The 23,062-nt window shown below is 63.4% G+C and carries 19 protein-coding genes; 11 read left to right on the forward strand and 8 right to left on the reverse strand.

Translation table 11 applies throughout. From position 1 onward, the window contains the following. Positions 1-1,399: 1,399 nt before the first annotated feature. The gene (locus tag IOD17_RS02885; RefSeq protein WP_233683598.1) at positions 1,400-3,019 is read right to left on the reverse strand and encodes a diguanylate cyclase; all 1,620 of its coding nucleotides are present in this window, start codon (positions 3,017-3,019) and stop codon (positions 1,400-1,402) included. 307 nt (positions 3,020-3,326) lie between these two features. Here IOD17_RS02885 and IOD17_RS02890 point away from each other — a divergent pair, with 307 nt between their 5' ends. From IOD17_RS02890 to speA, 5 genes are all read left to right on the forward strand, one after another. Next, on the forward strand, positions 3,327-4,400 hold the full coding sequence (locus IOD17_RS02890; RefSeq protein WP_233683599.1) for a DUF2333 family protein: 1,074 nt from the start codon (positions 3,327-3,329) through the stop codon (positions 4,398-4,400). 3 nt (positions 4,401-4,403) lie between these two features. After that, positions 4,404-4,940, forward strand: coding sequence for an NUDIX hydrolase (locus tag IOD17_RS02895; RefSeq protein ID WP_233683600.1), 537 nt, complete (start codon positions 4,404-4,406; stop codon positions 4,938-4,940). 50 nt (positions 4,941-4,990) lie between these two features. After that, entirely contained in the window at positions 4,991-5,191 is a 201-nt protein-coding gene (locus IOD17_RS02900; protein ID WP_233683601.1) for a hypothetical protein, read from the forward strand. Positions 5,192-5,210: 19 nt separating this feature from the next. Further along, positions 5,211-5,582 (forward strand): translation initiation factor Sui1, encoded by a 372-nt coding sequence (locus IOD17_RS02905; protein ID WP_233683602.1) that lies wholly within the window; start codon positions 5,211-5,213, stop codon positions 5,580-5,582. Positions 5,583-5,705: 123 nt separating this feature from the next. Continuing rightward, positions 5,706-7,619 (forward strand): arginine decarboxylase, encoded by a 1,914-nt coding sequence (gene speA, locus IOD17_RS02910; RefSeq protein WP_233683603.1) that lies wholly within the window; start codon positions 5,706-5,708, stop codon positions 7,617-7,619. Positions 7,620-7,679: 60 nt separating this feature from the next. On the opposite strand, the gene IOD17_RS02915 is transcribed toward speA, so the two are convergent. Further along, complete coding sequence (locus IOD17_RS02915) at positions 7,680-9,035, reverse strand: 3-oxoacyl-ACP reductase (protein WP_233683604.1); 1,356 nt, start codon at positions 9,033-9,035, stop codon at positions 7,680-7,682. A 160-nt stretch (positions 9,036-9,195) separates the two neighbouring features. On the opposite strand from IOD17_RS02915, the gene IOD17_RS02920 reads away from it, so the two are divergent. Further along, the gene (locus IOD17_RS02920) at positions 9,196-10,476 is read left to right on the forward strand and encodes an acetyl-CoA C-acetyltransferase (protein ID WP_233683605.1); all 1,281 of its coding nucleotides are present in this window, start codon (positions 9,196-9,198) and stop codon (positions 10,474-10,476) included. A 199-nt stretch (positions 10,477-10,675) separates the two neighbouring features. On the opposite strand, the gene ada is transcribed toward IOD17_RS02920, so the two are convergent. Further along, positions 10,676-11,713 (reverse strand): bifunctional DNA-binding transcriptional regulator/O6-methylguanine-DNA methyltransferase Ada, encoded by a 1,038-nt coding sequence (ada, locus tag IOD17_RS02925; RefSeq protein ID WP_233683606.1) that lies wholly within the window; start codon positions 11,711-11,713, stop codon positions 10,676-10,678. Between the two features lie 278 nt (positions 11,714-11,991). On the opposite strand from ada, the gene IOD17_RS02930 reads away from it, so the two are divergent. After that, on the forward strand, positions 11,992-12,879 hold the full coding sequence (locus IOD17_RS02930; RefSeq protein ID WP_233683607.1) for a PA4780 family RIO1-like protein kinase: 888 nt from the start codon (positions 11,992-11,994) through the stop codon (positions 12,877-12,879). Between the two features lie 86 nt (positions 12,880-12,965). On the opposite strand, the gene IOD17_RS02935 is transcribed toward IOD17_RS02930, so the two are convergent. Next, on the reverse strand, positions 12,966-13,832 hold the full coding sequence (locus tag IOD17_RS02935) for a neutral zinc metallopeptidase (RefSeq protein WP_233683608.1): 867 nt from the start codon (positions 13,830-13,832) through the stop codon (positions 12,966-12,968). Between the two features lie 74 nt (positions 13,833-13,906). Then, positions 13,907-14,344: a DUF411 domain-containing protein gene (locus IOD17_RS02940; RefSeq protein ID WP_233683609.1), complete on the reverse strand. Its 438-nt coding sequence runs from the start codon at positions 14,342-14,344 to the stop codon at positions 13,907-13,909. A 139-nt stretch (positions 14,345-14,483) separates the two neighbouring features. Between IOD17_RS02940 and IOD17_RS02945 the strand changes: the two genes are divergently transcribed. Beyond that, positions 14,484-14,879: a DUF4345 domain-containing protein gene (locus tag IOD17_RS02945; protein ID WP_233683610.1), complete on the forward strand. Its 396-nt coding sequence runs from the start codon at positions 14,484-14,486 to the stop codon at positions 14,877-14,879. Positions 14,880-15,015: 136 nt separating this feature from the next. On the opposite strand, the gene trmA is transcribed toward IOD17_RS02945, so the two are convergent. Together trmA and IOD17_RS02955 are read right to left on the reverse strand one after the other, a co-directional pair. After that, complete coding sequence (gene trmA / locus IOD17_RS02950; protein WP_233683611.1) at positions 15,016-16,104, reverse strand: tRNA (uridine(54)-C5)-methyltransferase TrmA; 1,089 nt, start codon at positions 16,102-16,104, stop codon at positions 15,016-15,018. A gap of 67 nt (positions 16,105-16,171) precedes the next feature. Then, positions 16,172-17,464, reverse strand: coding sequence for an NCS2 family permease (locus IOD17_RS02955; protein WP_233683612.1), 1,293 nt, complete (start codon positions 17,462-17,464; stop codon positions 16,172-16,174). Positions 17,465-17,649: 185 nt separating this feature from the next. On the opposite strand from IOD17_RS02955, the gene IOD17_RS02960 reads away from it, so the two are divergent. Next, entirely contained in the window at positions 17,650-18,204 is a 555-nt protein-coding gene (locus IOD17_RS02960) for a DJ-1 family glyoxalase III (RefSeq protein ID WP_233683613.1), read from the forward strand. Here the strand turns inward: IOD17_RS02960 and IOD17_RS02965 are convergent. Continuing rightward, positions 18,201-19,427, reverse strand: coding sequence for an MFS transporter (locus IOD17_RS02965; protein WP_233683614.1), 1,227 nt, complete (start codon positions 19,425-19,427; stop codon positions 18,201-18,203). The genes IOD17_RS02960 and IOD17_RS02965 overlap by 4 nt on opposite strands. Positions 19,428-19,700: 273 nt before the next feature. On the opposite strand from IOD17_RS02965, the gene IOD17_RS02970 reads away from it, so the two are divergent. Beyond that, positions 19,701-22,529: a xanthine dehydrogenase family protein molybdopterin-binding subunit gene (locus IOD17_RS02970; RefSeq protein ID WP_233683615.1), complete on the forward strand. Its 2,829-nt coding sequence runs from the start codon at positions 19,701-19,703 to the stop codon at positions 22,527-22,529. After that, positions 22,522-23,061: a (2Fe-2S)-binding protein gene (locus IOD17_RS02975; protein WP_233683616.1), complete on the forward strand. Its 540-nt coding sequence runs from the start codon at positions 22,522-22,524 to the stop codon at positions 23,059-23,061. Before IOD17_RS02970 ends, IOD17_RS02975 begins: the two co-directional genes overlap by 8 nt. The last annotated feature ends 1 nt before the right edge of the window (position 23,062 follow it).

Genomic DNA, 23,062 nt, shown 5'->3' on the forward strand with positions numbered 1-23,062 from the left:
GTATCGCCGGCCTGGCGTTCTGCGCCGTCGTGCAGGCCGCCACTGAGTTCGGCCAGGGTGCGGCTGGAGCCAACCACCTGTTCGGCATGCTGGCGAATGGTGCCGACCAGGTCCACCAGGTAGGCGCGCAGGCGGTTCAGGGACTCCTCGATATCACGCAGTTCGTGGGTGCGTGACTTGAGATGGATGTCATCGGCGAAGTCGCCGGCAGCCCAGGCGGATAGGGCTGGAACCAGGCGCTCAAGCACGCGGGTGAGGCGTCGCTGGATGGTGTCGATGATCAGTGCGATCAACAAGATCAGGCCGATCATCAGGCCGAGGATCAGCTGCACTTCGCCCTGGATGCGTCCGTGCTCGGCGCGTACCAGGGGCTCCAGCGCTGCCAGCGCCTGCTGCACCTGGTCGATCTGCGTGCGTGTGCTGCTGGCCAGTGCACTGCGTTGTTCGATCAGACTGCGGGTGCGTTGCAGTTCGGCCGGGTAGCGGCTGGTCAGGCTGTTCAAGTCGCGTTTGAGAGCAACGCCACGGTCTTCAGCCTGGCTGTTCTCGCTGCCGGCATCCAGGCCCAGCAAATCGGCAAAGGCGTTGCCGGGTGTCGGGTTAGCGTCGGCTACGCCGAGTAGAGGAAGTTCGCTGAGCGTCTGAACCTGTTTGCCAAGGGCAGCCAGCTCACGTTCAACTTCACTGGCCAGCTCGCTGCGGCCACTGCGTACCAGCTTGTCGCGGGCATGCGCCAGGCGCGTCAGGTGGCGCGCGGCGTTGAACAGCGGGCGCCGATAGCTGGCCGCGGCGCTGGCCTCGCTGCTATCAGCGTATTGCGCCAGTTGCTCAAGGGTGGCGTCGATTTCTCGCTCGGCTTGCAAGAGCAGGCCTTGCGGGTCAGCGGAGAGCTTGCCGGCGGCCAGCAGCTCATTGGCACTGAACGCGCTGAGTGCGGCCAGGCTGGGGCGCAGGTCGCTGGCCAACTGGGCGGGCAGTTCATCCAGCGCGTGCTCAAGGTTGCCCAGCGCTTGCAGGGCGGCGCTATGACGCAAGGCGTCGCCGTTTTCCAGGTAGGCGTTGATGTTCTGTGCCACATCGTCCTGGAACTGCTGCGACAGGCTCAGGTAGCGCGCCATCAGCAGGTAGGGGCGCTCCAGGGCGCGCTGCGACCACCAGAGTGTGACGGCCAGGGCCACACAGACGGTGACCAGCAGCAGGGTGTTGAGGTTGGTAAGGGATTTCAGGCGCATGGGGCTCGACCGACAGCGAACGGTTCCAGCCGCGACGGATGCGTCAGGGCGGCTGCTAAGCCTCAGAATTTATTGCTTTTTCGTGACCGTAATATGACGCCGCCGACTGCGTCACAGTTCTCCGTCGATGGGAAGACGGATGGCGCGGCCAGGTGGCCGCGTCAGGCTCAGTCGCCTTGGTAGATGGCAACCTGATTACGTCCGCCGTGCTTGGCCACATAGAGCGCCAGGTCGGCCTGCTGCGAGAGCAGCTTGCTATCGAGCTGCGGGGCCAGCTGGGCGATGCCGCAGCTGAAGGTGCAGGAGAGGTCGTGGGGTTGCGCGGAGAACTGGATTTCCGCGAAACGCTGGCGGATGTCATCCAGTACGCGGCGCGCCGAATCGGCGTCGGTGTCGGGCATGACCACCGCAAATTCTTCGCCGCCGTAACGGCCGATATGGTCACTCTTGCGCAGGCGCTGCTTGAGGAACAGCGCCAGGCTCTTGATCACCCGGTCGCCCATGGGGTGGCCGTAGGTGTCGTTGACCTTCTTGAAGAAGTCGATATCGATCATCGCAAAGCTCAGCGGCTGGCCGTCGCGCTCGGCGCGGAAGCGCGCATCCTCAAGCAGTTGCAGGGTGTGGGTGTGGTTGTAAAGACCGGTCAGGCTGTCACGCACCATACGCGCCTTGAGGCTGCGCGCGCGCGCGGCGCGGTTGCGCACGGTGGCGATCAGGTGACGCGGCTTGATTGGCTTGGTGAGGAAGTCGTCACCGCCTTCGCTCATGGCGTCGAGCTGTTTGTCCAGGTCGTCCTCGGCCGACAGGTAGATGATCGGCACGCTGACATAGCGGTCGTTGTGGCGGATGACCTGGGCCAGTTCCGGGCCGTTGCACTCGGGCATGTACATGTCGAGGATGATCAGATCCGGCTGGAAATCGGCCAGATGGCTCATGGCCTGGATCGGCTCGATCAGGGTGCGGGTAACGATGCCGGCGCTGTTCAGCACGCGCTCGGTGTGCGTGGCCTGAGCCCGTGAATCATCGACAATCAGCACCTTGTAGGGCTCGTACTGGGAAACGTTGGTCAGCACTTCGATACGCTCGAACAGGTTCGACGCGTCGAGGCTGCCGGTGAAAAATTCGCGACCACCGGCGCGCACGGCGGCCAGGCGGGTCATGGTGTCGGTGTCTTCGGGGCTGAAGAACAGCAGCGGAATCTTGTGCTCCAGACCTTCCTGAACGCTCTGCGCCAGTTGCAGGCCGCAACCGGGGCCGGAGAAGTCGACTTCCATAATGATCGCCGCCGGGTGGCGCTCAAGGATCGCGTTACGGAAGGCATTGGCGCTGTCCAGGGCAATGGCGTTCATGCCAAAGAACTCCAGGCGCTGCACCAGCTGTTCGGCGCGCTCCATATGCTGCAGGGCCAGGTAGACCGGCTTGCGCAGCGGCGGCAGCATGGTTTGCTCGAAGCGGTCGCCGTGGCGCAGGCCGGTGCGTGACAGGCGTTGTAGCAACTGGTTGAGCTGACTGATCAGCTCGCTGTTGAGGCGCCCCCGGTTGTCGGCCACCAGTTGCAGGCAGTTGTCGATTTCCTGGGCCAACTGACTGTGTTCGGCCTGGTCGAAGCGCTCGGCATAACGTTGCAGCAGCTGTGCGGCCTCGCGCAGCTCGCTCATGCCGGCTTCGCTCCATTCGCTGCGCTGCAGGCGTTGCCAGACTTCCAGCACCTGGCGCGCCTGATTGATCACGCGTTGGGCGAAGTGTTGCTTGAGGCGGTCGCGGCTGGGGTCTTCTTGCTCGGTCATGGCCTGAGTTCAGTAAGTGCGGCGTATGCCAGCAGGTGATGGCTTAGTGCTAGCAATCCTAACACTGGGATTTTTTTTTGCGAGCACCGTCGATCTATTGGCGTCGGCCTTCTGTCTATGTGTTCACAGTTATTCGCATTCACTCAACCGGCGCTAAGTTTGCTGTTTGCCGCTGCGCTGCGGGCTGTGCATCCCTTATAGTGCAAGGCAGTTGCGCAACCCTGCGCGCAGGTTGTGGTCGAACGAGCAGCCCCGATTTGTGCAGTACGGTGGCGAGCTTGCTACTTGGGTCAAAAAGGACAACGCCATGTTGGATTGGAAGAATCGAACGGCCGAAGCGCGTGATGGCGCGGCAGGCACCGCCAATACGTCATCGAGCCCATCCGCCGGCCGCCTGGCCGTGCGCAGCTTTGCCGGCCTGCTGGGGCTTTATCTGTTGGTGGCCCTGGTGGTGGGCTGGTACTGGAGTCAGGAGCCTGCGCAGTTCTCTGTGCAGCAGCGTGCCGAGGCCAGTGCCGAGTTGAATGGGCGCAAGCTGGTCAACGGTTACACCACCGTGGAAACCCTCAAGCAGGTGGCCGGTACGCTGCTCGACAAGCCGGGCGGCTACCTGTCAAACGATCTGGCGCCGCCGGGCTTGTGGCTCGACAACATGCCGAGTTGGGAGTTTGGCGTGCTGGTGCAGGTGCGTGACATGTCCCGCGCGCTGCGCAAGGACTTCACCCGTTCGCAGTCGCAGTCCACCGAGGACCCGGATCTGGCCAAAGCCGAGCCGCGTTTCCACTTCGACAACAAGAGCTGGGCGCTGCCGGCCTCGGAAGCCGAATACGCTGAAGGCATCAAATCGCTGGACCGTTACCTGGCGCGCTTGAGCGATCCGACCCAGGGCAATGCCCAGTTCTACACCCGTGCCGACAACCTGAATAACTGGTTGGGTGACGCCGCCACCCGCCTGGGTTCGCTGTCGCAGCGTCTGTCTGCCAGCGTTGGCCAGGTGCGCCTGAATACGGCAGTGGTTGATCCTGCGCCGGGCGAAGGCGTGGCGCAGCCGGATTTTGTCGAAGGGGTGAACTACGAAACGCCGTGGCTGCAGATCGACAACGTGTTCTACGAGGCGCGTGGCCAGGCCTGGGCGCTGGCGCATCTGCTGCGTGCCATTGAGGTGGATTTCGCCGATGTATTGGCGAAGAAGAATGCCACCGTCAGCGTGCGGCAGATCATCCGCGAGCTGGAAGCTGCGCAGGAAACCCTGTGGAGCCCGATGGTGCTCAACGGCAGCGGTTATGGCCTGCTGGCCAACCACTCGCTGGTAATGGCCAACTACATTTCCCGCGCCAATGCCGGGTTGATCGACCTGCGCCAGCTGCTGTCGCAGGGTTGAGCTGTGGCCTGGTCCGAAGCCGAGGTGGCGCACCGCGCTGCCTCGGATGCCGAGCGCATCGCCTGGGTCGACGAGCACGATCGGCTGCTGGGCGGCGTATTGCGCAGTGAACTGCGCGAGCGGCACCTGATTGGCCGTGGCACCTACATACTGCTGTTCAACAGCGCCGGCCAGCTCTGTGTACACCGGCGCACCTTGAGCAAGGCGTTGTACCCCGGTTATTGGGATGTGGCCGCCGGCGGCATGGTGCTGGAGGGCGAGAGCTACGCCGAATCCGCTGCTCGTGAGCTAGCGGAAGAGCTGGGGATCGAGGATGCGGTCCTGGTCGAGCACGCGCATTTTCTCTATGACGCGCCGGAAAGTCGCCTGTGGTGCATGGCCTATTCGGCGGTGTCCGATGCGCCGCTGCGCTTGCAGCCGGAAGAAGTGCTGGAGGCGCGCTTTATCTCCATCGACGACGCACTGGCGGAGACTCGGCACCTGCCGTATTGCCCTGACTCATTGGCCGCTTTAGAGCGCTATCTGGCCGCCATTGGCTAGCCTCTTGATCTCGCTAAACCCCGCGCCGCCCTTGGCGTTGTGCAGGATATTTGGACGTTTTGTTCGGCATCCCGCACGGCGTCGCTAATCCGCCGATTAATGGCGCATTTTTACACTTAGCAGCTGCGCTTTTTGCCGTTACACTGCGCCGCCTTCAAGCCCTGGCCGTGTATCGCCAGGGTGCGCTGCCCCTGCCTGAGTGGGGCTTCGCGGTCGATGCCGTCTACGGTGTTGACCAGTCGCTATCCTGACCCCTTCGAGGACCAACCGGTGGTCAAGAAAGCTTCCTCATTTGCCGCCCTCGGCGGCCTGGTGTATTCCACCGATAGCGGTCGGCATTGCCCGGACTGCAGCCAACCGGTGGACGCCTGCACCTGCAAACAGACCCTGATCCCCGAAGGTGATGGCATCGCCCGCGTGCGCCGCGAAACCAAAGGTCGTGGCGGCAAGACGGTGACCACCATCAGCGGTGTACCGCTGGCCGTCGATGCCCTCCAGGAGCTCGCCAGTGCCCTGAAGAAACGCTGCGGCTGCGGCGGTTCGCTCAAGGACGGGGTGATCGAGATTCAGGGTGACCACGTCGAGCTGCTGCTCGCCGAATTGATCAAGCAAGGCTTCAAAGCCAAGAAGTCCGGCGGCTGATCGCGTCTTTTCTAAACTTACTCGGCGGACCTTGGGTCACAGCTGAGGAATCGTCATTTTCCGACTTTACTCTGTAAGCGTCTTGGCACTGCCAAGGCCACCACGCCAGCAAGGGAGACTTCGATGTCTGCACGACGCACACGCAAAGATGACGGCAGCCAGTGGACCGTAGCGGACAGCCGCAGTGTCTATGGCATTCGCCATTGGGGCGCGGGTTATTTCGCGATCAATGACAAGGGCCGTGTCGAGGTGCGCCCGAATGGCCCGCAAAGTACGCCGATCGACCTCTACGAGCAGATCGACGAGCTGCGTTCCAGCGGTCTGTCGCTGCCCTTGCTGGTGCGTTTTCCGGACATTCTGCAAGATCGCGTACGCCAGCTGACCGGTGCGTTCGACGCCAACATTGCGCGCCTGGAGTACCAGAGCCGCTATACCGCGCTGTACCCGATCAAGGTCAATCAGCAGGAAGCGGTGGTGGAAAACATCATCGCCACGCAGAACGTCTCCATCGGCCTGGAAGCCGGCTCCAAGCCGGAGCTGATGGCCGTGCTGGCGCTGGCCCCGAAGGGCGGCACCATCGTCTGCAACGGTTACAAGGACCGCGAGTTCATCAAGTTGGCACTGATGGGGCAGAAGCTCGGTCACAACGTATTTATCGTCATCGAAAAAGAATCCGAAGTGCAGCTGGTGATCGAGGAGGCCGCCGAACTCAAGGTGGCACCGCAGGTCGGCCTGCGTGTGCGCCTGTCGTCGCTGGCCTCGAGCAAGTGGGCTGACACTGGCGGCGAGAAGTCCAAATTCGGTCTGTCGGCGGCGCAGCTGCTGTCGGTGGTCGAGCGCTTCCGTGCCGCAGGGCTGGATCAGGGCATTCGCCTGCTGCACTTCCATATGGGCTCGCAGATCGCCAACCTGTCCGACTATCAGCACGGTTTCAAGGAAGCCATCCGTTACTACGGCGAACTGCGTGGCCTGGGCCTGCCGGTCGACCATATCGACGTCGGTGGTGGTCTGGGCGTGGATTACGACGGCACCCACTCGCGCAATGCCAGCTCGATCAACTACGACATGGACGACTACGCCGGTGTCGTGGTCGGCATGCTCAAGGAATTCTGCGATGCACAGTCATTGCCACACCCGCATATCTTCTCGGAAAGCGGCCGCTCGCTGACCGCGCACCACGCCATGCTGGTGGTGCAGGTTACCGACGTGGAAAAACACAACGACGAGATTCCGCGTATCGAGGATGTCACCAGCCTGCCGGAAACCGTGCGTTACTTGGTCGAGCTGCTCGGACCGACCGATATCGAAATGGTCACCGAGACCTACTGGCGCGCCACCCACTACATGAGCGATGTGGCCACTCAGTACGCCGATGGCAAACTCAGCCTGACCGAGAAGGCCCTGGCCGAGCAGTGCTACTTCGCCGTGTGCCGCCGTTTGCACAACTCGCTCAAAGCCCGTCAGCGCTCGCACCGTCAGGTGCTCGATGAGCTGAACGATAAGCTGGCCGACAAGTACATCTGCAACTTCTCGGTATTCCAGAGCCTGCCGGACACCTGGGCCATCGGCCAGGTGCTGCCGATTCTGCCGCTCAACCGCCTTGACGAAGAGCCGCTGCGCCGCGCCGTGCTGCAGGACCTGACCTGCGACTCCGACGGCAAGATCCGCCAGTACGTTGATGAGCAGTCGATCGAGACCAGCCTGCCGGTGCACGAAGTGCGTGAAGGTGAGGACTACCTGCTGGGTATCTTCCTGGTCGGTGCCTACCAAGAGATCTTGGGCGATATGCACAACCTGTTCGGTGACACCGACTCGGTGAACATCTACCAGAATGCCGATGGCAGCGTGTACCACGCCGGTATCGAGACCCACGACACCATCGAGGACATGCTGCGCTACGTGCACTTGTCGCCCGAAGAGTTGATGACCCACTACCGCGACAAGGTCGCCAGCGCCAAGATCAGCCCGCGCGAACGTACCCAGTTCCTTGATGCGCTGCGTCTGGGATTGACCCGTTCCTCTTACCTATCCTCATAAGCTTGCGCTGAATGCAAAAGGCCCCGCACTGCGGGGCCTTTTGCTTTCTGCTGGCGGCGATTAAGCCCCGAGCAGGCTTTGCCCGCAGACACGCAACACCTGCGCGGTGGCCGCGCCGGAACCCGGCTGGGCAAACCAGGCCACGGCTTCGGCGACGTCCTGCGGCAGGCCGCCCTGGCCCATGGAGTTCATCCGTCGACCGGCTTCGCGGATGGTCAGCGGGATGGCGGCGGTCATCTGGGTTTCGATAAAGCCGGGCGCTACCGCATTGATGCTGATGCCGCGTTTGCCCAGCGCCGGTGCCCAGGCCTGGGCCAGGCCGATCACGCCGGCCTTGCTCACTGCGTAGTTGGTCTGACCCAGATTGCCGGCGATGCCGCTGATCGAGGCGATCAGCACCACGCGGCCATTGTCGTGCAGCTTGCCGGCGTCCAGCAGGGCCTGGGTCAGCACCTGCGGGGCATTGAGGTTGACGTTGATCACCGAGTTCCAGAACGCATCGCTCATCTTCGCCAGGGTCTTGTCGCGGGTGATGCCGGCGTTGTGTACAACGATATCGATGCCGTCCGGCAGTGCTTCGACCAGCTGTGCGGCGGCATCATCGGCGCAGATGTCCAGGGCCAGGCCGCGCCCGCCCAGGCGTGCGGCCAGGGCATCGAGGGCGTCTTTGGCCGGCGGTACGTCCAGCAGCACCACCTCGGCGCCGTCGCGGGCCAGGGTTTCCGCGATGGCCGCACCGATGCCGCGCGAGGCGCCGGTGACCAGGGCCTTTTTGCCGGCCAGTGGGCGAGTCCAGTCCTTGACCTGTTCGCCGCAGGCGTTCAGGCGCAACACCTGGCCGGACACGTACGCGCTTTTCGGCGAGAGGAAGAAGCGCAGCGCGCCTTCCAGCTGCGACTCGCCACCCTTGCCGACGTAGATCAGCTGTACGTTGCCACCACGGCGGATTTCCTTGCCCAGCGAGCGGGTAAAACCTTCCAGGGAGCGCTGCACGCTGGCGGCAATCGGGTCTTTCAGTGACTCCGGCGCGCGGCCGAGGATTACCACGCGTGGGCATTTGTCTAGGCCCTTGAAGGTCGGCTGGAAGAAGTCGCGCAGCTCAATCAACTGCTCGAACCGGGTCAGGTGGCTGGCATCAAAGACCAGCGCCTTGAGTTTGGGGCCGTGTTCGGCGGTCCAGCGCGGCAGCTCGAACTGGCCTTCGCGGGCGGCGTACAGGGCGTCAGTCAGCTTGTGCGCGAAGGGCAGTACGGCGCTGGCCAGACTGCCTTCGCCACCCAGCAGCAGGGCGCCGTCCACTGGCCGGCTGCGTCCGGCCATCCAGCGTTCCAGCAGCAGCGGTGCGGGCAGGCCGAGCGCGCTGACCAGGCGGCGACCGGATGTGGAGTTGGCAAAGGCGAGATAACGGTCGGACATGGAGCGGCTCCTGCGCATGGATCAAAAGTGCGCCCACTCTACGCAGCCCGCAGAAATGCGCAATTGACCGCATCCGCCTGCTGTGCCGGCAAGGCGGCCAATGCCACACTGCGGACATAGGCTAGCCTGTCCCCCAATTATTTCAGCCAAGGATTTCTCCATGACTCAGCCGCGCCGCGTCGCCATTGTCGGTGGTAACCGTATTCCGTTCGCCCGCTCCAATACCGTCTACGCCACCGCGAGCAACCAGGAGATGCTGACCAGCGCACTGGATGGTCTGGTCGAGCGCTTCAACCTGCATGGCGAACGCCTTGGCGAGGTGGTGGCGGGTGCGGTGCTCAAGCATTCGCGCGATTTCAACCTGACCCGCGAATGCGTGCTCGGCTCGCGCCTGGCCCCGGAAACCCCGGCCTATGACCTGCAGCAGGCTTGCGGCACCGGTCTGGAAGCGGCGCTGCTGGTGGCCAACAAGATCGCTCTCGGGCAGATCGAATGCGGCATCGCCGGTGGCGTCGACACCACCTCGGACGCGCCAATCGGGGTCAACGAAGGGCTGCGCAAGATTCTTCTGCAAGCCAACCGTGGCAAGAGCACCGGCGAGAAGATCAAGAGCCTGCTGCAGATTCGCCCACGCCACCTGGCCCCGGCCATTCCGCGCAACGGCGAGCCGCGCACCGGGCTGTCGATGGGTGAGCATTGCGAGCTGATGGCACAGACCTGGGCCATCCCGCGCGATGAGCAAGACAAACTGGCCGTGGCCAGCCACCAGAAACTTGCCGCCGCCTATGCCGAAGGCTGGCACGACGACCTGCTGACGCCGTTCCGTGGCCTGACCCGCGACCAGAACCTGCGCGCAGACATCAGCCTGGAAAAACTTGCCACCCTCAAACCCTGCTTCGAGCGCAGCCCACGCGGCACCATGACCGCCGCCAACTCGACGCCGCTGACCGATGGCGCGTCCCTGGTGCTGCTGGCCAGTGAAGAGTGGGCCAAGGCCCGTGGCCTGCCGATTCTGGCCTATTGGAAGGATGGTGAAGCCGCGGCTGTGGATTTTGTCGGTGCGGGCAAGGAAGGCCTGCTGATGGCGCCGGCCTACGCCGTACCGCGGCTGCTGGCGCGTAACAAGCTGACGCTGCAGGACTTCGACTACTACGAAATCCACGAAGCCTTCGCCGCCCAGGTGCTCTGCACCCTCAAGGCCTGGGAAGACGCCGACTACTGCAAGACCCGCCTGGGCCTGGATGCGCCGCTGGGGGCCATCGACCGCAGCAAGATGAACGTCAAGGGCAGTTCGCTGGCCGCCGGCCATCCCTTTGCTGCCACCGGTGGGCGCATCGTCGCCAACCTGGCCAAGCTGCTCTCGGTGGCCCAGGAGGGCCGCGGGCTGATTTCGATCTGCGCGGCTGGTGGTCAAGGTGTGACTGCAATCCTGGAAAAGTAATCAAACAGCGGTATTCGCACGCGGTGCGGGTACTGATGTATGCAACTCCGTGATTTGGAGCGGCCCACGAAGGTGGTGCCGCTCTTTTTTTATCTCAGCATTCGGACAAGTAGGTTGGTGTTGAGCGCAGCGAAGCCCAACAGATCGCTGCATATCTCGTTGGGTTTCGTCGCGATGCTCCTCAACCCAACCTACGCAGTTATTGCGCCTGGGTATCGGCTTCACCCTTCAACAACGCCGCCTTGCGCGCCAGGCCCCAGCGGTAGCCGCTGAGGCTGCCGTTGCTGGCAATCACCCGGTGGCAGGGCACCAGCAGGCCCAGTGGGTTGCTGGCGCAGGCACGAGCAATGGCGCGTGGATGGCTGCCCAGTTGCGCGGCCAGTTCGGCGTAGTTGCGTGTCTGCCCGGCGGGGATCTGTTGCAGGGCACGCCACACCTGCTGTTGAAACGCAGTGCCGCGAATATCCAGCGGTAACTTGGCGGCGCGCTGTGGTTCGCTGATCTGTGCCAGCACCTGGCGCAAACTATCGCCCAGGCCGGCGTTATCCTGGTGCAGTTCGGCGGCGGCAAAGCGTTGCTGCAGCTCGCTTTGCAGTGCAGCCGGGGCGTCACCGAATAACAAGGCGCAGATGCCCCTGGTGCTGCTGGCCAGCAGTACGTGGCCGAGCGGGCAGGGCGCGATGCTGTAGCGCAGCTGTTCGCCTGCCCCTTGTTTGCGTCGTTGTGCCGGACTCAGGGGCGTCGGCTGCTGATACAGCGCACGGGTACCGGAGTAGCCGGCGCTGAGTGCGGCATCCAGCACGCTGTCTGCCGTCGGCAACTGTTGTTCCAGGCGCGCGCGGCGTTGCGCTGCCGTCCAGGCTTTAGGCGTCAGCCCGGTGCGAGCCTTGAAGGCCCGCGCCAGGTGCGAGGCGGACAGGCCGATGCGCGCGGCCAGTTGGGCGAGGGGCAGTGGCTGTTCACTGTTATCGAGCAGTTCACAGGCCGCCACGACTAACGCATCCAGTTGTTCGGCCTGGCTCTGCCCATGCGGCGAGCAGCGTTTGCATGGGCGAAAGCCAGCCGCTGCAGCGGCGTCAGCATCGGCGTGGAAACTCACGTTATCCCGCTTGGGTCGCCGCGCCGGGCAGCTGGGCCGGCAATAGATACCGGTGCTGCGCACGGCGAAGACGAAACGTCCATCCTGCGCGGCATCACGCGAGCAGACGGCCTGCCAGCAAAGGTCTGAATCGAGCATGGGCGCCTCCTTGATTCTGAACCGATTGTCGGCTGCGCCCGACGGGCTGCCAATCCATATCTGACTTTCAAATCGCCGGTAATGCTTGCGAGGCACGGGCGAGCGGTCACGGCCAGCGCGTCGGCCACCCCGATGATTCCAGTCTGGCGCCCCGCGTCGCTCGGCGGCAGCACCTGCTGATGCGCTGATAGCCGCCCCAGGGTGGGCGCTCGGCGCAGATTGCCGTATAACGGGCGGCAGAGTCGACTTGGGCAACACAGGACCCCTGATTAAAGCTGATGAAGACGCCAAAACGTATTGAGCCGCTGGTTGAGGCCGGGCTGGTCGATGAAGTGGTGCGGCCACTGATGAGTGGCAAGGAGGCCGCCGTCTATGTGGTGCGCTGTGGTGATGAGCTGCGTTGTGCCAAGGTCTACAAGGAAGCCAACAAGCGCGGTTTCCGCCAGGCTGCCGAATATCAGGAGGGCCGCAAAACGCGTAACAGCCGTGACGCCCGCGCCATGGCCAAGGGCAGCAAGTACGGGCGTAAGGAGCAGGAAGAGGCCTGGCAGAACGCCGAAGTGGCGGCGCTGTTCCGCCTGGCCAATGCCGGTGTGCGCGTGCCCAAGCCTTATGACTTTCTTGAGGGCGTCTTGTTGATGGAGATGATCGATGACGGCGAGGGCGATGCAGCTCCGCGCCTCAATGATGTCGATCTGCACCCGGACGACGCCCGCGAATTCCACGCCTTTATGATTCGTGAAGTGGTGAAAATGCTTTGCGCGGGTCTGGTGCATGGCGACCTGTCGGAATTCAACGTACTGCTTGATCCAAGTGGCCCGGTGATCATCGACCTACCGCAGGCGGTGGATGCGGCGGGCAACAACCATGCGTTCAAGATGCTGGAGCGCGATGTGCGCAACATGGCCGAATACTTTGGTCAGTTTGCCCCGGAATTGAAGTTCACCAAGTACGCCAAGGAAATGTGGGCGCTGTATGAAGCCGGTGAGCTGACCCCGGAAAGCCCGCTGACCGGTGAGTTCGACGACCCGGAAGAGCAAGCCGATATCGACGCAGTGATGCGCGAAATCAAGGCCGCCCTGGCCGACGAAGCACGCCGTCAGGCGCTACTGAATGCCGAGGACGAACCCAAGGGTGAGGAACCACCGCCGCCGTGGGCGCAATAGGCCAGAGCGCTGCTAAGAAAGATGCCGCTTACCTGATCAGGTAAGCGGCATTTTTTTGCGCTGAATAGCTTGGGCGTTTGTCTCGCTTACAGCCGTGCGGCCTTGAAGGTATCGCAGCGACCGACATCGCCCCCGGCGAAACCGGTCTTGAACCAGCGTACGCGCTGCTCCGAGGTGCCGTGGGTGAAGGAGTCCGGCACCACCTGGCCGCGGGCCTGCTTCTGCAAGCGGTCATCACCGATAGCGTTGGCGGCGTTCAGTGCTTCTTCGATATCGCCGGGCTCCAGCCAGTCATGGCGGCGCTGGCCGTGGTAGGCCCATACCCCGGCCAGGCAATCGGCCTGCAATTCCTGGCGCACCAGCAAACCGTTGGCACCTTCCACCCGCTCGCCACGTTGACGCGCAGCATTGACCTTGGCCGAGACGCCCAGCAGGGTCTGCACGTGGTGGCCGACTTCATGGGCAATCACGTAGGCCTGGGCAAAGTCGCCGGCCGCGCCAAAACGCTGTTCCAGCTCGCGGAAGAACGCCAGGTCGATATACACCCGCTGATCGCCGGGGCAGTAGAAGGGGCCGACCGCCGAGTTGGCGAAGCCGCAGGCGGAGTTCACCCCGCCGCGAAACAGCACCAGGGTCGGGTCGCGATACTGGCGGTTGGCGCCCTGGAAGATGTCGCGCCAGGTGTCCTCGGTATCGCCGAGAACGGCGCGGACAAAGTCGGCCTGCTCGTCATTGCCGGCCGGTGCCTGTTGCGGTGCACTGACGCTGCCGCCCTGCAAGGCCTGGCCGGCCAACTGGCCGAGGATCTGCATCGGGTCCTGGCCGCTGAGCAGGCCGACGATCACCACGATGGCCACACCACCGAGGGTCAATCCCTTGCCGCCGCCCATGCGGGAGCCGCTGCCGCGTGCATCCACCACGTTGTCACTGCGTCTTGCCCGTTTCCAGCGCATTGCTGCCGTCCTCTGTGTGCCGATCCTGAGTGTTGACTCTGGTTGCGGGTCTGGCCAGCCCAACCGTCAGCCGTTCAGTTGGCGGAGTATTGATTGATCACCCGCTCTGCGCCTTGCTTGTCCAGGCCGATGACCTGGTAAGCATCGCGAACATTGCCGTACTCCATGCCCGGCGAGCCGGCGGGCATGCCCGGTACCGCCGCACCAATCAGATCGGGTTGCTGGCGCAGTTTGAGGATGTCGGCGGCCGGGACATGGCCTTCGACAAACTGACCGTTGATCACACCGGTATGGCAGGACGCCAGGCGCGGCGGCACGCCGAGGCGCTGTTTGACCGCACTCATATCGGCCTCCACGTGGTCATTAACGGTAAATCCGTTGTCCTGCAGGTGGCTGATCCAGGCCTTGCAGCAGCCGCAGTTGGCATCGCGGTGTACATCGATGGTCAAAGGTTCGGCGGCGAAACTCAGGTTACTGAGCAGCAGCGCGGCAAGCACAAACAGCTGGCGCATGGGGGGACTCCTGGCAGGTAAAGGTTGAGCATAGCGCCCGGTGCCCTCGGGCAACCACTGACGATTTCCGAATCAGGCCGGCGCGGCTTATGCTGCGTGCGATTTACGGGCTTTCGACTTGCAAGAAAAGGATGGGTTCATGTTGCTCGCACGCGTTGTACTGCTGATTCAACTGCTGGCGTTGGCTGGGCTGGGGCTGGCCTACTTTATTCAGCCCCATGAAATGACCAACCTCAGTGGCATGTTGCTTATGTCGCCGGCCGCTGCCACGGACGTGCGCGCCTACTATGGTGGCTTGCAACTGGGCCTGGCGGCGTTTATCGGCCTGTCGCTGAGTCGGTTGGAGCTCACCCGCGCCGCGCTGACCCTGCTGGTGCTGCTCTACAGCGCCCTGGCGTTGGCACGTATTGGTGGGCTGTGGCTCGATGGCGGTGCGCAGCAGACCTTCAATCTCTACGCGCTGCTGCTGGAAGTGGTCTCGGCGGGGCTGTGCTACTGGGCGCTGCGAGGGCTGCAGCGCCTATCAGGCTGTTGAAAAACTACCTGCGTTGCCTTGCGGCGTTAAAGACAGGCTCAAAATGCTGATTTACAGCCCGTAAGCTCCGCTTTTTCGCCTATTTTTGCCTTGCACTGGCTGCCTCGCCAACGGTTTTCAACAGCCTGCTGCAGGTTTAGCGGCGCTCCAGCAGCACACCCGACTCCATATGGTGGGTGTAGGGGAACTGGTCGAACAGCGCGCAGCGCGTCACCTTGTGAGTGTCGCTGAGCTGGGCGATGTTGGCGGCCAGGGTCTCCGGGTTGCAGGAGATGTACAGGATGCGCTCGAAGCGGCGGGTCAGCTCGCAGGTATCCGGGTCCATGCCGGCCCGTGGTGGGTCGACGAAGACGCAGCCGAAGTCGTAACTCTTCAGGTCGATATCGGCCAGGCGACGGAACGGCCGCACCTCGTTCAGCGCCTCGGTCAGCTCTTCGGCGGACAGGCGCACCAGGCTGACGTTATCCACGCCGTTGTCGGTCAGGTTGGCCAGGGCGGCATTCACCGAGGACTTGCTGATCTCGGTGGCCAGCACCTTGCGCACGCGGGTGGCCAGCGGCAGGGTGAAGTTGCCATTGCCGCAGTACAGTTCCAGCAGATCATCCTGGCGTTCGCCCAGCACTTCATAAGCCCAGCTGAGCATCTTCTGGTTCACTTCGCCGTTGGGCTGGGTAAATGCGCCCTCCGGTTGGCGATAGCTGAAGGTGCGCCCGGCGACCTGCAGTTTTTCCTCTACGTAGTCCTTGCCGATGACGATGCGTTTGCCCTTGGAGCGGCCAATGATGCTGACCTGCAACTCGGCCGCGAGATGTTCGGCGGCGACCTGCCAGGCGGCGTCCAGCGGGCGGTGGTAGCACAGGGTAATCAGTGCATCACCGGCCAGGGTGGTGAGGAACTCGACCTGAAACAGCTTGAAGCTCAGGGCGCTACTGGCTTGCCAGGCGGCCTTCAGACGTGGCATCAGGGCGTTGATCTGCGCGCTGGCGATGGGGAATTCTTCGAAGAAGATTGGTGTGTACTTGTCGCCGGCTTCGAACATCGCGTAGTGGCGATCCTCGCCTTCACGCCACAGGCGGAATTCGGCGCGCAGGCGATAGTGCTCGCGCGGCGACTCGAATACCTCGGGGACGGGCGCATCGAAGGGGGCCAACAGCTCGATCAGGCGCTGCTGCTTCTCCGCAAGTTGGGCGGCGTAGTTGGCGGGATCGAACTGGGAACGGCTCATGGATTACTCGCTAATCAGCGCTGGAGGCGCCCGCCTGCATAGCTGCTGGCGGGCGGTGTGAACGGGCTTAAGAGAACAGGCCGAGCTTGACCACGCAGAAGCCGGCAAGGATCACCAGCATCAGGTTCAGCTCGCGCCAGCGGCCGGCCAGGGTCTTGGCGGCGACCCAGGCGATAAAGCCGAAGGCGATGCCGGAGGCGATGGAGAAGGTCAGCGGCATGGCCAGGGCGGTGATCAGCACCGGTGCAGCGACGGTGATGTCTTCCCAGTCGATTTCGGCCATCCCGGCGGTCATCAGTACTGCGACGAACAGCAACGCTGGCGCAGTGGCGAAGGCCGGCACGCTGCCCGCCAGCGGGGCAAAGAACAGCGCCAACAGAAACAGCACGGCGACCACGCAGGCCGTCAGGCCGGTACGCCCGCCGGCGCTGACCCCAGCGGCCGATTCGATATAGCTGGTGGTGGTCGAGGTGCCCAGCAACGAGCCCCCCATGGCTGCAGTGCTGTCGGCGATCAGCGCGCGGCCCATCTTCGGCATATGGCCGTCCTTGCGCATCAGCCCGGCCTTTTTGGCGACGGCGATCAGGGTGCCGGAGTTGTCGAACAGGTCGACGAACAGAAAGGCGAAGATCACGCTGATCAAGCCAATGTCCAGCGCGCCCATGATGTCCAGTTGCAGGAAGGTCGGGGCCAGCGACGGCGGCATCGAGACCACGCCGCCAAACTGCGAAATGCCCAGCGCCATGCTGATCAGGGTAATCAGCAGAATGCCGATCAGCACCGCGCCGGTGACCTTGCGCGCCTCCAGACCGACGATCACGAAGAAACCGAGAATGGCCAGCAGTGCCTGGGGCTTGCTGAGGTCGCCCATGCCCACCAGCGTGGCCGGGTGGTCGACCACGATGCCGGCACTTTGCAGAGCGATCAGGGCGAGGAACAGGCCGATACCGGCGGCAATCGCCGAGCGCAGCTCCAGGGGGATGCTGTTGATGATCCATTCGCGGATCTTGAAGATCGACAGCAGCAGGAACAGGCAGGCTGAGAGGAATACTGCGCCCAGCGCCACCTGCCAGGTGTGGCCCATGCCCAGCACCACGGTGTAGGTAAAGAAGGCGTTGAGGCCCATGCCTGGTGCCAGGGCGATTGGGTAGTTGGCGATCAGGCCCATGATGGCCGAGCCGATGGCGGCGGCCAGGCAGGTGGCGACAAAGATTGCGCCCTTGTCCATGCCGGTTTCACCGAGGATGCTCGGGTTGACGAAGAGAATGTAGGCCATAGTCAGGAAGGTGGTCAGCCCTGCCAGACACTCGGTGCGCACCGTGGTGTTGTGGGCTTTGAGTTGGAACAGTCTTTCCAGCATGTGGCACTCCCCGTAACGGCGTTTTTGCCGTGTTTATGCAAACCGAAAGCAAAGCACATTCACGCGTGGGTGCATGTTTTTACTGGCGATCTGGAAAAAGGCGCGCATCATATCAGCTCGTCTGGAAGGGGTGAATTTATGACCGCTCGGACAGTTTATGTACCTGATTTGCAAGGAGCGAAATGATGACTGCACGGGCCCTTATCAGCGTCGCCGATGGTGTTGAAGACCTCGAGTGCGTAACCCTGATTGATGTACTGCGGCGTGCCGAGGTTGAAGTGGTAGTGGCCAGCATCGAGAGCCGGCGGATGATCACCTGCGCCCGGGGCACGCGCCTGACCGCCGACACCATGCTGGTGGATGTGCTGGCTCAGCCCTTCGACCTGATCGTGCTGCCCGGCGGCATGCCGGGCGCACAACACCTTGCTGAGCACGAGCCGTTGGCCGAGCGGGTGCGCGAGCAGGCCAAGGCCGGCAAGCTGTTTGCCGCCATTTGCGCGGCCCCCGCGCTGGCCTTGCAGCAATACGGCGTGCTCCGGCAGCGGCGCATGACCTGCTACCCCGCGTTCAGTGATCGCCTTAGCGGTTGCGTGTTTGTCGATCAGCCGGTGGTGGTCGATGGCAATTGCATCACCAGTCAGGGCCCCGGCACTGCTCTGGCGTTTGCCCTGACCCTGGTTGAGCAGCTGTGTGGCAAAGCCGCGCGCAAGCATGTCGCCGAGGCCATGCTGGTCAGCTAGTCGTTACTTCGCTCAGGGCCTTGCGGGTGCAGATGATCGCGCTTGGCCAACTCGGGGAACAAGCGGATCCACAGGCCGGTGACCAGAATGGCGCCGACGCCGCCGATCAGCACCGCCGGCACCGTGCCGAACCAGGCGGCGCTGACCCCGGCGCGGAAATCCCCCAGCTGATTGGATGCGCCGATAAACAGGCCGTTGACCGCGCCAACGCGGCCGCGCATCTCGTCCGGGGTTTGCAGTTGCACGAAGGCGCCGCGGATCACCATGCTGATCATGTCCGCCGCGCCCAGCACCACCAGCGCTGCCAGGCTGAACCACAGCGAGGTGGACAGGCCGAAGCCGATGGTCGCCACGCCGAAGATTGCCACTGAGGTAAACATCACCGGGCCGACCCGCCGCTCGATGGGAAAGCGCGCCAGCCACAGTGACATCAGCAGCGCGCCAACCGCCGGCGCCGAGCGCAGCAGGCCGAGGCCCCAAGGGCCGGTGAGCAGAATGTCCTTGGCAAACACCGGCAGCAGCGCGGTGGCGCCACTGAGCAGCACCGCCAGCATGTCCATCGACACCGCGCCGAACACGGCAGGGCGGCTGCGGATAAAGCGAAAGCCGGCCAGCAACGAATCCAGCGAGACCTTCTGTTTCAACGGCAGCTGACGTGCCGGCAAGCTCAGCATAAGACTTAGGGCGCAGCCATACAGCAGCAGGGCCGGGCCATAGACCCAGTGTGTGCCGAGCGCATAGAGCAAGCCGCCCAGCGCCGGCGCGACGATGGTGGCGGCCTGCATGGCCGAAGCCGACGCGGCTACAGCAGCGGGGAACAGCCCCGGTGGCACGATATTCGGCAGCAGGGCCTGTGTTGTCGGCATCTCGAACGCCCGGGCGGTGCCGAGCAGAAAGGCGATCAGGAAGATCATTTCGCGGCTGATGCTGCCGGCGCTGCTGCCCAGCAGCAGGCCCAGGGCAATCAGCCCCTGCGCGCCCTGGCAGAGTGCCGCCACCTTGCGCCGGTCGAAGCGGTCGGCGACATGCCCGGTGAGCAGGATAAACAGGATCTTCGGCAGGAACTCGATCAGCCCGACCAGGCCGAGGTCGAGCACGTTGCCTGTCAGTGCATACATCTGCCAGCCAATCGCCACGGTAATCATCTGGAAGCCGCTGGCGGTGAATACCCGGGCGAACCAGAAGGCCAGAAATGGGCGCTGGTGACGTAAAAGCTGAGACATGGCCGAACAACTCGCACGGCTGGCGGGAGGCGCAGCCTAGCATGCGTCGGTGTGGGCGGCATGCTGAGGCGCCGTTTTAGAGGCGCTGCTGTGTATTTATCTGACTTTAAAGGCAGGTTTTTATTCTGTTGTGGCAATGACTTGAGTAGAATCTGACTCTCAGGTCAATAAATCTGTCGTCTACGCTGATTCTGCTCCGTGCTTGTAAGCGGCGCGCCTGTCTCTCTTTTGTTCACGCAAATGGCCAGGCTGCTCTGGCCCCGAGGAACGGACATGTCCACTCCTGAGTTGTCCCGCCGCGCCTTTCTGCAAGGCAGCGTCATCGCCGGTATCGGCATCAGTTTCGCCCCACTGGGCAGCAAGGCGTTTGCCGCCTTGTTCGAGGAACGTGTAACCGCCATGCCGCAGCCCTGGTACAACGCCAGTGGCAAGGCTGTGGCGCGTATCGATGGGGTCTCCAAGGTGGTCGGTGGCAAGGTGTTTGCCCGCGATATCCGCGCCAAGGACATGCCCGGCTGGCCGCAGCAGCAAGGCCATGCGCTGTTGCTCAAGGCCACGCGCACCGAGCAGCTGTACCAGGGTTTCGACCTGTCGGTGCTGCCGGCCGCGTTGCAGCCGCAACGTGTAGTGACCGCCAGTGACCTGGTTAAAGACGGCATCAGCTTTCCGGATGGCCACAACCTTGATCCGCTGCTGCCCGAAGGCCAGGTGCCGATGTTTATCGGCCACCCGGTGGCACTGCTGATTTGGCATGACTTCGAGCGCTATCGTCAGGCCAAGAACATCCTCAAGTTCAATGACAAGGTGATCCGCTACGGCGAGCAGGCGCCGGCGTTCCAGAGCGACCCTTATGGCAGTTTCCGCTTCGTGCGCGTCGGCGGCAGCACGCCGTTCGAGCCGGACACCTTCTCCAGCCTCAAGGACAGCATGCTGTTCCCGCTGATCCACAACCGCAAGCCGGCCTGGGGCGAGGGCAAGGTCAGTGGCGACCTGACCCAACAGGGCCTGTACCACGCCGAACAGATGCTCAACCAGCTGCAGACCCCGCCGAGCGACTGGCTGGTGTTCGATGAGCGCTTCACTACCCAGTCCATCGAGCCGGCTGCGCTGGAAGCCGACAACGGCAACGGCTGGTTTGACCCGGCCAGTGGCACCCTGCATTTCGTGGTCGCCACCCAGTGCCCGTTTGAAGTGGCCGAGCAGACCGCGCATATGCTCGCGCCCTCCCGGTTCGCTGTGAAAAAGCTCAGCATGCACCCTGGCTACACCGTCGGTTACGGCTCCAAGGACAACAACATCCATGTGTTCTATGCTGCCCTGGCCGCGATCTACGGCGACGGCGTGCCGGTGCGTCTGGCCAATGATCGCTACGAGCAGTTCCAGAGCGGGATCAAGCGTCACCCCTTCGACATGCATTACCAGTTGGCAGTGAACAAGCAGGATCACAGCTTCCAGATCTTCCGCGCGCACATGGATGTCGACGGCGGCGGTCGCGCCAACTACAGCTCCTCGGTGGCCGCAGTCGGCGCCACGGCGGCGCAATCGATCTACTACCTGCCGCGCAGCGATCTGGCGGCCACCGCCTATTACTCGCGTGGCGTGGAAGCCGGTTCGATGCGCGGTTACGGCACCCTGCAGACCATGGCCGCCACCGAGATGATGGTGGACGAAGTAGCCGAGCGGCTGAATCTCGATGCCATCGAACTGCGCAAGAAGAACGTGTTCCAGTCCGGTATGAAGAACACCCAGGGCGCGATCCCGGCGGGTGCTCTGCGCCTCGATGAAATCCTCGACAAGGCCGCGCAGCACGAAATCTGGAAGAACCGCGTTGAGCGCAAGCAGCGCTTCGATGCCGAAGACCCGGACAACCTCTACGGCGTTGGCTTTGCCATCTGCCAGAAGGACTTCGGCACCGGCTCCGAAGCGCCGATGGCCAGCCTGGAGTTCAGCGCAGACGGCCGCGTCAGCCTGCGCCAGATTGCTATCGACATGGGCACCGGCATGGCCACCTCGCAGGCCCTGTTGGTCGCTGATTACCTTGGTCAGCCCGCCGATGAAATCAAGACCGGCGAAACCGAGTGGAGCGAACTGGCCCTGACCACCAGCGGCAATCCCTACATCATCAGCCAGGCCGAGCAGGACGCCGCGCTGCGCAATCCGCGCTGGGTCGGCAAACTGGCCTCGCCGTCGTCGGCAACCAACTCCTCCTACTACACCGGACACTCCACCCGTGAAGCCGCGCGCCTGCTGTTTATCCATGGCCTGTGGCCGGCGGCCCTGGCCATCTGGGGCCGGGGTGAGCACGGCGGTCTGGCCAACCCTTATGTGGTGCGCCGCGAGAACGCGCACTGGGTCGACGGCAAACTGACCGCCGACGGCATGCCGCCGATCCCGTTCAAACTGCTGGCGCACAAGGCCCATGAGCTGGGGCTGGTCACCGGCATCAGCGTGCACGGCTTCAACCGCTGGAGCTGGGCTGAGGGCGAGTTCGAGATCAACGGCCAGCGCGAGCGCGTGCCGCTGGATGCGCTGGCGGTGAAATACGGCGACGGCGCAAGCGCCGCGCAGAAAGCGCAGATGAACCGCAAGGGTTTCCACCTGCTCGATCGCATCAGCATCAAGTACCCGGTGACTCAGCTGAACAACGCCATGGTTACCTACTACAGCCCGGTGGCCACCCTGGTCGAGGTCAAGGTCAACAAGGGCAGCGGCGAGGCGCGGGTGATCAACCATCACTCCTGGCTCGAATGCGGCCGGGTGATCGTCGAAGAACTGGTGCTGGGGCAGCTCGAAGGCGGTATCGCCATGGGCATCGGCCATGCGCTGCTGGAAGAAATGCCGCTGTATGAAGGCGGCCCCGGCGACGGCACCTGGAACTTCAACCGCTATCAACTGCCGCGCGCCAAGGACTGCGCGGTGTGGTCGCAAAGCGCGGAGATTCTGCCGCCGCTGTCGCCCAGTGACCCGGCCAAGGGCATCGCCGAAGTGGTGATGATTCCGGTGGTCGGCGCCATCGTCAACGCCGTGGCCCACGCCACCGGCAAGCGCCTGCGCGACCTTCCCCTGACTCCGGCCCGCATCAAGGAGGCCCTCCATGGCTAAGCGCCTGCTCAGCATGATTATCAACAGCCAGGCGGTCGGCCCGATGGAAGTGGCCGACGACCTGATGATGATCGACTTTCTCCACGAATACCTGAACCTCACCGGTTCGCGCCTGGGCTGCGGCCAGGGTGTGTGCCACGCCTGTGTGGCGATCCTCGACAAGCCCGACGGCACCAGCGAAGAAATCCGCACCTGCATCACCGGCGCACATTTCTTCGACGGCAAGCGCATCCGCACCATCGAGGGCCACGCCAAGCGGGATGCCCAGGGTGAGGTCAGCCAGCTCAACCCGATTCAGCAGCAGTTTGTCGACCAATTTGCCTTCCAGTGCAGCTACTGCACGCCGGGCTACGTCAACGCCGCCACCGTGCTGGTGGAAAAACTCCAGCGCCAGCCGGTCAAGCGCAGCGAGCTGGAAGGCGAGATCGAAGACGCCCTGGGTAAGCACATCTGCCGTTGCACCGGCTACGTGCGCTACTACAGCGCCGCGCGCGATGTGGTCGAGTCTCTCGGCCTGGTCAAGGAAGGTTAAG

It is taken from the genome of Pseudomonas anguilliseptica (genome assembly GCF_021375795.1).
Lineage (GTDB): Bacteria > Pseudomonadota > Gammaproteobacteria > Pseudomonadales > Pseudomonadaceae > Aquipseudomonas > Aquipseudomonas anguilliseptica_A.

Coding starts and splice junctions, on each gene's coding strand:
- speA (WP_233683603.1), top strand. CDS start 5,706: ATGTCTGCACGACGCACACGCAAAGATGACGGCAGCCAGTGGACCGTA.
- IOD17_RS02940 (WP_233683609.1), bottom strand. CDS start 14,344: ATGCGCCAGCTGTTTGTGCTTGCCGCGCTGCTGCTCAGTAACCTGAGT.
- IOD17_RS02935 (WP_233683608.1), bottom strand. CDS start 13,832: ATGCGCTGGAAACGGGCAAGACGCAGTGACAACGTGGTGGATGCACGC.
- IOD17_RS02975 (WP_233683616.1), top strand. CDS start 22,522: ATGGCTAAGCGCCTGCTCAGCATGATTATCAACAGCCAGGCGGTCGGC.
- IOD17_RS02890 (WP_233683599.1), top strand. CDS start 3,327: ATGTTGGATTGGAAGAATCGAACGGCCGAAGCGCGTGATGGCGCGGCA.
- IOD17_RS02920 (WP_233683605.1), top strand. CDS start 9,196: ATGACTCAGCCGCGCCGCGTCGCCATTGTCGGTGGTAACCGTATTCCG.
- IOD17_RS02970 (WP_233683615.1), top strand. CDS start 19,701: ATGTCCACTCCTGAGTTGTCCCGCCGCGCCTTTCTGCAAGGCAGCGTC.
- IOD17_RS02965 (WP_233683614.1), bottom strand. CDS start 19,427: ATGTCTCAGCTTTTACGTCACCAGCGCCCATTTCTGGCCTTCTGGTTC.
- trmA (WP_233683611.1), bottom strand. CDS start 16,104: ATGAGCCGTTCCCAGTTCGATCCCGCCAACTACGCCGCCCAACTTGCG.
- ada (WP_233683606.1), bottom strand. CDS start 11,713: ATGCTCGATTCAGACCTTTGCTGGCAGGCCGTCTGCTCGCGTGATGCC.
- IOD17_RS02955 (WP_233683612.1), bottom strand. CDS start 17,464: ATGCTGGAAAGACTGTTCCAACTCAAAGCCCACAACACCACGGTGCGC.
- IOD17_RS02960 (WP_233683613.1), top strand. CDS start 17,650: ATGACTGCACGGGCCCTTATCAGCGTCGCCGATGGTGTTGAAGACCTC.
- IOD17_RS02930 (WP_233683607.1), top strand. CDS start 11,992: ATGAAGACGCCAAAACGTATTGAGCCGCTGGTTGAGGCCGGGCTGGTC.
- IOD17_RS02945 (WP_233683610.1), top strand. CDS start 14,484: ATGTTGCTCGCACGCGTTGTACTGCTGATTCAACTGCTGGCGTTGGCT.
- IOD17_RS02915 (WP_233683604.1), bottom strand. CDS start 9,035: ATGTCCGACCGTTATCTCGCCTTTGCCAACTCCACATCCGGTCGCCGC.
- IOD17_RS02885 (WP_233683598.1), bottom strand. CDS start 3,019: ATGACCGAGCAAGAAGACCCCAGCCGCGACCGCCTCAAGCAACACTTC.